The sequence below is a fragment of the Selenomonadales bacterium genome (assembly GCA_017442105.1).
Lineage (GTDB): Bacteria > Bacillota > Negativicutes > RGIG982 > RGIG982 > RGIG982.
The window spans coordinates 1-7,987 of sequence record JAFSAX010000223.1 but is presented as its reverse complement, the minus strand read 5'-3'; the positions used below and the strand labels follow the sequence as shown (position 1 = coordinate 7,987).

Here is a 7,987-nt window from a genome sequence, read left to right as displayed (position 1 = left end):
TGCCCATTCCGAGATGCCTGCATAATCATGATATATCGTAATCGGAGAGAAACCTTCTTCTCTCGCCCAGCGGACGGCTTCGATCGTAGCTTTTAGTTCACCTGCTACATTATGAAGTGCGACCGCTTCTTCTTTATCATCGGAACCGTTAGCCGAATGAATGAGCACCCCATCTCGATAAGCGGCGAATCCCCAACCGTATCGACCGTTCAAAAAACTACCGTCTACATAGATCGCCCAACCATTGGCGATGACCTCTTTCGCCGTCATAGTAACTTCTTCACCGTTTAGATATGCCTGTGCCGCTTCCTGTGTAGGAAAACTTTTGAACTTTGCTCCTTTATAGCCAACGACCTGCTTTTGGCAATCGTTCCATGTTGTATAGATACCGGGAACACGTCCCGCTTGTACCGCATAATATTTTTTCGTCGCCATCATAGTCCCTCTGTTTCCTTATTTTTTCGTGCGAAAAATCTTCTTCACACGTTCCCAATCCTCTTCAACAGTTCGTCTGCCGATCTCGATCGCAGACAATGCATGTTTCATATCCGACAGACTGACACTATCTACCTCGGGACGAAATATATAATCTGCATATTCCGCACCTTTCAGCAGTGTCAATTCTCGATTGATAATATCGATCGTGCGCAAAAGCACTTCACCCGTCACATGAATATCATAGCACGGTGCACCATTATAGCCAAGATCAACGCCAAGCACGATATCAGCGCCCATCTCGCGCAGAATATCTGTCGGAAGATTATTCTTCACCGCACCATCTACCAAAAGCATCCCTCGATATTTTTTCGGAAAGAACACTCCCGGGATAGCAATGCTCGCTCGTACCGCTTCATCAATGCGGGCAGTTCGGTCGTATCGCGTATCGCTCGGCGCAAATCCGAGCGAACAATCAGGCGATACAAAAAATACCGTATCGGCCGTATAGATATCGACCGCCGTTATCGCAAGCGGTATCTTCGTATCACGAACCGTTTTCTCGCCCCACAGAGCAGAAAAGTATTTCTCTATCCGTTTGCCTTTGATAAGTCCCTTAGGCACTTCTGCCCAAAAACGCTTTTGCGTACTCATCATTTCTTTTAGTCCGAATTTAATAAAGTCTGATACCGTCAAATTAAAATCGACAAACTCCGTCGGTTCTATCTTCTTGGCAAGCGATTCCATCTCATCGATCGAATATCCCGTTGCATAAAGCGATGCCACGATAGCACCTGCACTCGTTCCCGAAATACAATCGATCGGTACGCCATGTGCTCGCAGCGCCTTGAGCACACCGATATGCGCAAGCCCGCGGATGCCACCACCGCTTAACGCCAGACCAACCGTCGGTCTATCCGCCCGCACTCTCCTCATCCTACTCACCTCTAAGTAGGTTATGTGCCCAAAATCCAAGAGGTGCAACAATCATATATTATTCGTGCGGATATCTTTCGAATCCTTCCCTATCATGCTATCTATATACAAAAAGACTGCCCGAACATCTGTTCGAGCAGTCTTTTTTATAATCTTATTTTACGATCTCAACGAGGTCACCAGTGCCGCACAAGGAAGCATTGCCTTCATCTGTATCGAGGTGCATTTCAAGCGCAAAGCTGTCATGTACACGGATCAATACGTTGTCAAAGATAAGGCCGCGTTCGCCGCCGATAGCAACTTTAACGAGGTCTTTGTCTTTTACGCCGAATTCTTCAGCATCAGCAGGAGTCATGTGGATGTGACGTTTTGCAACGATAACGCCTTTATCCAATACAACTTCGCCTTTCGGACCAACGAGTTTTACACCCGGAGTACCTTCGATATCGCCGGAATCACGTACAGGCGGTTTAATTTTCAATTTCAATGCATCAGACATAGAGATTTCGATCTGCGTCTGTTTACGTACAGGGCCAAGGATACGAACGCCCGGGAAGCTGCCTTTTTCCGTAACAACGTCAACACGTTCATTGGAAGCGTACTGACCCGGCTGTCCCAATTCTTTTTTCACAGTAAGTTCTGCACCTTCACCGAACAAGATTTCCAAATGTTCCTGCGATACATGAAGATGTCTTGCAGAAATACCAACAACAATTTTTTTTGCCATTTCGTATTACACTCTCCTATTTTTTAAATTTCTCTCCATACGAGAATATATGTATTACTGCTTATAAGCAGAAAATACCAACTTAGTTCAGTCCAAGCGTCTTAAACCACTCACCGACACGTTCAACGACTTGCTGCAGTCTTTCTTCCGGCTGTACCAAAGCAAAACGCACATAACCTTCACCATATTCACCGAACGCACTGCCCGGGATAACAGCAACGCCTGTGTTCTGCAAAAAGTCTACCGTAAAATCATACGATGACTGATTCGTCGGTACAGGTGCCCAAAGATACATACTTGCGATCGGTTTATCCATCTTCCAACCGCATTTGTTAAGACCGTCAACCAAAATATCACGACGGCGGCGATACGTTTCGGCAGTATTGTGCACACACTCCTGCGAGCCTGTCAACGCCGCTGCGGCCGCCTTCTGGATCGGGTAGAAAATACCGTAATCGTAGTTCGATTTCAAACGGCCGAGAAGCTCGATGACTTCTTTGTTACCGACGATATAACCGACACGACAGCCTGCCATATTGAACGATTTCGACAATGAATTAAACTCGATACCGACCTCTTTCGCGCCTTCTACCGACAAGAAGCTCGGCGGGCGGTAACCATCGAATACAAGATGACTGTACGCAAAGTCATGGCATACGACAAAGTCATATTTTCTTGCATATTCGATAACTTTTTCAAAGAACTCAACCGTTGCCGTAGCAGCAAGCGGATTGTTCGGATAGTTGAGGATCATCATTTTGGCTTTGTGATAGATCTCTTCGGGAATCGCTTCCAAGTCGGGCAGATAGCCGTTCTTTTCAAGAAGCGGCATATGATAGAGTTCTGCATCAGCCGACAGCGGACCTGCACTGTAGATCGGATAACCCGGATCGGGAATCAAAACGATATCCCCCGGATTCGTCAAGCACGCACTAAGGTGTGCAAGACCTTCCTGCGAACCTATAAGGGAATGCACTTCCGTATTCGGTTCAAGCGTTACATCGAATTCTTGTTTATACCAATCTGCAACAGCATGCAAAAATTCCGATGAACCACGTGTTAATGTATATCCATAATTGCTCAAGTCTTTGACAGACTCTGCAAGTGCTTCGACGATATGCGGTGCCGGTGCCATATCCGGACTGCCGATACTGAGCGTAATAACATCTTTTCCCTTAGCAATCTCTGCTTTTCGCAAATCATCTACCTGCGAAAAGATCGCAGAAGCAAGCTTCTGCATACGAGTCGCTCCTATACTCATAGGTGTTCCTCCTCAAAATCACATAATATATTATATAATTCGTGAAAAATCAGCAAAATCCTGTTCTTTTTTCACTTTTTCTTAGGCTTGAAGCAATCGTTTGATCGAACGATTCGTTTCGAATTTCACACGTTCTTCGTCGATCGTCGTTAATCTGCGATTTTCCATCAATATCTTGCCTGCAACCATGACCGTATCAACATGCGAAGAGTTTGCCGCATAAACAAGAAGCGATACCAAGTCATGTCTTGGTGTCCAGGCGATCTGGTTCATATCAAAGATCGTAAGGTCGGCCTGATAGCCTGCTTCGATACGACCGATCGTATCCCCTACACCGAGCGCGACCGCACCTTCTGTCGTACCCATACGAAGTGCAGTATGCGCAGGAACAGCAAGCGGATCTAGCGTATTCACTTTGTGAAGAAGTGCCGCAAGGTGAACTTCTTCGAGCATATCGAGATTATTGTTAGACGACGAACCATCTGTCCCAAGACCGACACAGACACCTGCGTTAAGAAGAGCAGGAACAGGCGCAATACCACTGGCAAGTTTCATATTACTGCCCGGGTTATGTGCTACACGAACATTTTTTGCCGCCATCAGCGCAATATCTTCTTCCGACAAGACAACACAATGCGCTGCCAATACGCCACGATCAAGAAGTCCGACTTCGTCCATCAATGCCATCGGAGTTTTACCGTATAATTTAAGACAATCGTTTACCTCGCCTTGCGTTTCCGCTAAGTGGATATGAATTTCTGCACCGAGTTTCTCCGAAAGCGCTACGACACGTTTGAGATAATCGGGCGGGCATGTATACGGCGCGTGTGGGCCGAGCATAACGCGAAGTCTGCCGTCTGCCGCACCATGATATGTATTGTAGAGATATTCACTGTTGACGAGTGCCGATTCTGCTGTCGGCGCAACGCCTGCCATACCACGTGCGATAACGGCACGGATACCTGTTTCTTCAACAGCCTCGGCAACGCGTTCCATACCCATGTACATATCGGCAAACATCGTCGTACCGCTTTGGATCATCTCTGCGATACCAAGCATCGTCCCCCAATAAAAATCGTCACTTTCCATTTTGCCTTCGATCGGCCAGATCTTCTTCTGAAGCCAGTCCATCAAAAGCATATCATCGGCATAACTGCGGAAAAGCCCCATCGCCGCATGTGTATGCGTATTGATAAAGCCCGGAATGACAAACTTATCTTTACATTCGATCGTGCGATCGGGTATAAAGTCTTCTGCCACGCTTTCTCCTACCGACAAAATAATATCATTTTCGATAGCGATATCGCCTTGTTTAGCGGTACCATCCGTACTGAAATAATGTGCATTTTTAAGTAAAATACGACTCATATCTTCACCCCTATACTTGACGATAATGCTGTAAATACTGGTTTCTCATACGCATAACATCATCACGATCAAGCTCTACCGCTCCCCCGAGTGACTGCGCCGCAATAAATATCCTTGCCGTTTTTTCGACAAGCTCACACATCGTCATTGCTTCTTTGAGATTCGAACCGCAACCAAGCATACCATGATTGGCAAGCAGTACCGACTGATGTTCACCGAGCGCGCGTACTGTATTGGCAGCAAGCTCAGTAGACCCATTCGCCGCATACTCGGCAACCTCGATGACACCGCCGTTCATCATGGCAACATCTTCTATAATAGCAGGAATCGATCTGCGTGCGGCCGCACAAGCACTCGCATAAATGCTGTGCGTATGGATCAGTGCACCGACATCTTGTCTGGCACGATAGACAGCCAAATGAAGCGGAAGCTCGGACGACGGCTTGTAATTGCCATCAACCCACTCACCCTTCATATTGACGATCGCAATATCGCTCGGTACAAGCGTCATATAATCGCGTCCCGACGGCGTGATAGCAATCATATCCGTATCCGGGATACGCACGCTGATATTCCCCCACGTACCTGCGATCAAACCTTTTTCCGTCATGCGATGCGCATACTCGATCACTGCTTGACATAACTGTTCTTTCATATGCTTTCCTCACGCTTGATGCAAGTATTGATACTGTTCGTCCGACAATGTGTCGATCGCGATACCCATCGAGCGAAGCTTGATACCTGCCACTTTTTCATTCATTTCATCCGTAATGTTATAGACCTTGTTCTCCATCTGATCGTGTTTTTCTGCGATCTCAAGAACCGCGATCGTCTGGAGTGCGAACGACAAGTCCATGATCTCCGTCGGATGACCATCGCCTGCCGCAAGGTTGACAAGACGACCTTCTGCCAACAGATAGATACGATTGCCGTTTGCCAGAACGAACTCTTCGATATTTTTGCGAACGATCGCCGTAGACTGCGCAATCTCATTTAAATGATTTTTATTGATCTCTACATCAAAATGACCTGCGTTTGCCATGATGGCACCGTTTTTCATTTTAAGCATATGTTCTTTGCGGATAACGTCTTTGCAGCCTGTAAGTGTAACGAAAAAATCACCGTACTGCGCCGCTTCTTCCATCGGCATGACACGGAATCCATCGAACACAGCTTCGATCGCTTTGATCGGGTTGACTTCTGTCACAATAACATTCGCACCAAGACCTTTCGCACGCATCGCAACACCGCGGCCGCACCAACCGTAACCTGCTACAACGACCGTTTTGCCTGCGACCGTCAAATTTGTCGTGCGCATGATGCCGTCCCAAGTAGACTGACCCGTACCATAGCGATTGTCGAACAGATATTTGCAGTACGCATCGTTTACAGCGATCATCGGGAACTGAAGACGCGCTTCCTCTTCGAGTGCTTTTAACCGAATGACACCTGTCGTTGTTTCTTCCGAACCGCCCCAGATCTCTTTCGCCTGTTCACTGCGCTCACCATGCAAAAGTGCAACAAGATCGCCACCATCATCAACGATCATATTCGGTCGCATGTCAAGTGCCTTGTTGAGATACTCATCATACTCTTCTGCCGTGCAATTATATTTCGCGAATACGGTAACGCCTTGATCGACGAGTGCCGCAACGACATCATCCTGCGTAGAGAGCGGATTACTACCTGTCATGATAACTTCTGCACCTGCATTTTTGAGTACAAGACCGAGATATGCCGTTTTTGCTTCAAGATGCATCGTAACAACGATACGTTTGCCCGCGAGCGGTTTCGTCTGACTGAGCTCATCATTGAGCGCATTGACAACAGGCATAAAGTTTTTTACCCAATTGATTTTATAATGACCTTCCGGTGCAAGGTTGATATCTTTGATAATGGACTGCATTACATCTTCTCCTTTTTGAATTGTGCCATCGTTTCTTTATTCGGGTTATGGATAATGCCTTTTTCCGTAATGATCGCCGCTACATATTCATGCGGAGTTACGTCAAAAGCAGGATTGAATACATCAATATCGAGCGGTGCCGTCTGTACACCGTAAACGTGTTTTACTTCATCTGCATCGCGTTCCTCGATAGGAATCTCTTCGCCCGATTCCATCGTCCAGTCGAACGTAGACATCGGTGCCGCTACATAGAACGGGATACCGTGTTCTTTCGCCAACACGGCAACACTGTATGTGCCGATCTTATTCGCAACATCACCATTGCTCGTAATACGGTCTGCCCCAACGATAACAGCCTGAACCTTTTTCTGCTTCATCACCCACCCTGCCATGTTGTCAGTAATGAGTGTCACAGGAATACCGTCTTCATTAAGCTCCCACGCAGTAAGACGTGCACCCTGCAAAAGCGGTCTTGTCTCATCAGCAAATACACGCACAACATGACCTTCCGCATGAGCCTGACGGATAACACCGAGTGCTGTACCGTATGCGACCGTAGCAAGCGCGCCGGCATTACAATGCGTCAAGATAGATACAGGTTCCGTGAAAAGTGTCGCACCATATTCCGACATACTGCGATTCACTTCACGGTCGAGTTCTTCTATGAACTTCGCTTCTTCTTCCAATCTCGCCGCAACAGCATCGTTTGTCATCTCTCCATCACACACATCAAGTGCCGCCATCATACGGTCGATCGCCCAGAACAAATTAACTGCTGTCGGGCGTGTCTGTCGCAATTCTTCTGCAATCACAGCAACTTTGGTGCGAAAATCCACTTCTTTAACAACTTCCTGCGCACCAAGCACGACACCGTATGCCGCCGCCGCACCGATAGCCGGGGCACCACGTACTTCCAAGCGTTTGATCGCAAGACCTACACGACGATAGTCTTGGCAATGAATATATTCAAGAGTTTTCGGCAACTTCGTTTGGTCTAACAGCTCAAGGCTATCACTATTCCAACGCATCGATTCCACTTACTTATTCCTCCTCCAAACGAAATCCGCCATACTCGCGCATCGCTCTGCGACACAAGCAGTCCGTATGGGAAATGTCGATCATGTCGATCGTTTTCATAATGAGTCGTTTGATATTCTCTGCATTCTGCGCCATCGTTTCAACGACTTCACCGTGCGTCAACGGTGTCGGCGAAATGCCTGCCGCAAAGTTTGTTACCATCGACACAGTCGAATAACACATTTCTGCTTCTCGCGCAAGCGTAGCTTCGGGAATATTCGTCATGCCGACAAGATCACCACCGAGTTTCTCAAACATCTTGATCTCTGCAGGTGAC

General features: G+C 47.2%; 9 protein-coding genes. All 9 read right to left on the bottom strand.

All coding sequences use genetic code 11. The features are described from left to right. Positions 1-438 (bottom strand): ribonuclease H family protein (locus IJN28_08480; GenBank protein ID MBQ6713801.1); only part of this gene is annotated, 438 nt, incomplete at its 3' end. 15 nt (positions 439-453) lie between these two features. Beyond that, on the bottom strand, positions 454-1,362 hold the full coding sequence (locus IJN28_08475; GenBank protein ID MBQ6713800.1) for a patatin-like phospholipase family protein: 909 nt from the start codon (positions 1,360-1,362) through the stop codon (positions 454-456). A 163-nt stretch (positions 1,363-1,525) separates the two neighbouring features. Beyond that, positions 1,526-2,098, bottom strand: coding sequence for a phosphate propanoyltransferase (locus IJN28_08470; GenBank protein MBQ6713799.1), 573 nt, complete (start codon positions 2,096-2,098; stop codon positions 1,526-1,528). An 82-nt stretch (positions 2,099-2,180) separates the two neighbouring features. After that, positions 2,181-3,359, bottom strand: a complete 1,179-nt coding sequence (locus tag IJN28_08465; protein MBQ6713798.1) for an aminotransferase class I/II-fold pyridoxal phosphate-dependent enzyme — start codon at positions 3,357-3,359, stop codon at positions 2,181-2,183. A gap of 81 nt (positions 3,360-3,440) precedes the next feature. After that, positions 3,441-4,727 (bottom strand): amidohydrolase, encoded by a 1,287-nt coding sequence (locus IJN28_08460; protein ID MBQ6713797.1) that lies wholly within the window; start codon positions 4,725-4,727, stop codon positions 3,441-3,443. A gap of 10 nt (positions 4,728-4,737) precedes the next feature. Further along, positions 4,738-5,382 carry a class II aldolase/adducin family protein gene (locus tag IJN28_08455; protein MBQ6713796.1) on the bottom strand — a complete coding sequence of 215 codons (645 nt, stop codon included), beginning with the start codon at positions 5,380-5,382 and terminating at the stop codon, positions 4,738-4,740. Positions 5,383-5,391: 9 nt separating this feature from the next. After that, positions 5,392-6,633, bottom strand: coding sequence for an adenosylhomocysteinase (locus IJN28_08450; GenBank protein MBQ6713795.1), 1,242 nt, complete (start codon positions 6,631-6,633; stop codon positions 5,392-5,394). Then, positions 6,633-7,661 (bottom strand): S-methyl-5-thioribose-1-phosphate isomerase, encoded by a 1,029-nt coding sequence (gene mtnA / locus IJN28_08445; GenBank protein ID MBQ6713794.1) that lies wholly within the window; start codon positions 7,659-7,661, stop codon positions 6,633-6,635. Before mtnA ends, IJN28_08450 begins: the two co-directional genes overlap by 1 nt. 13 nt (positions 7,662-7,674) lie before the next feature. Then, on the bottom strand, positions 7,675-7,987 hold a 313-nt coding region (locus IJN28_08440), incomplete at its 5' end, for an S-methyl-5'-thioadenosine phosphorylase (GenBank protein MBQ6713793.1).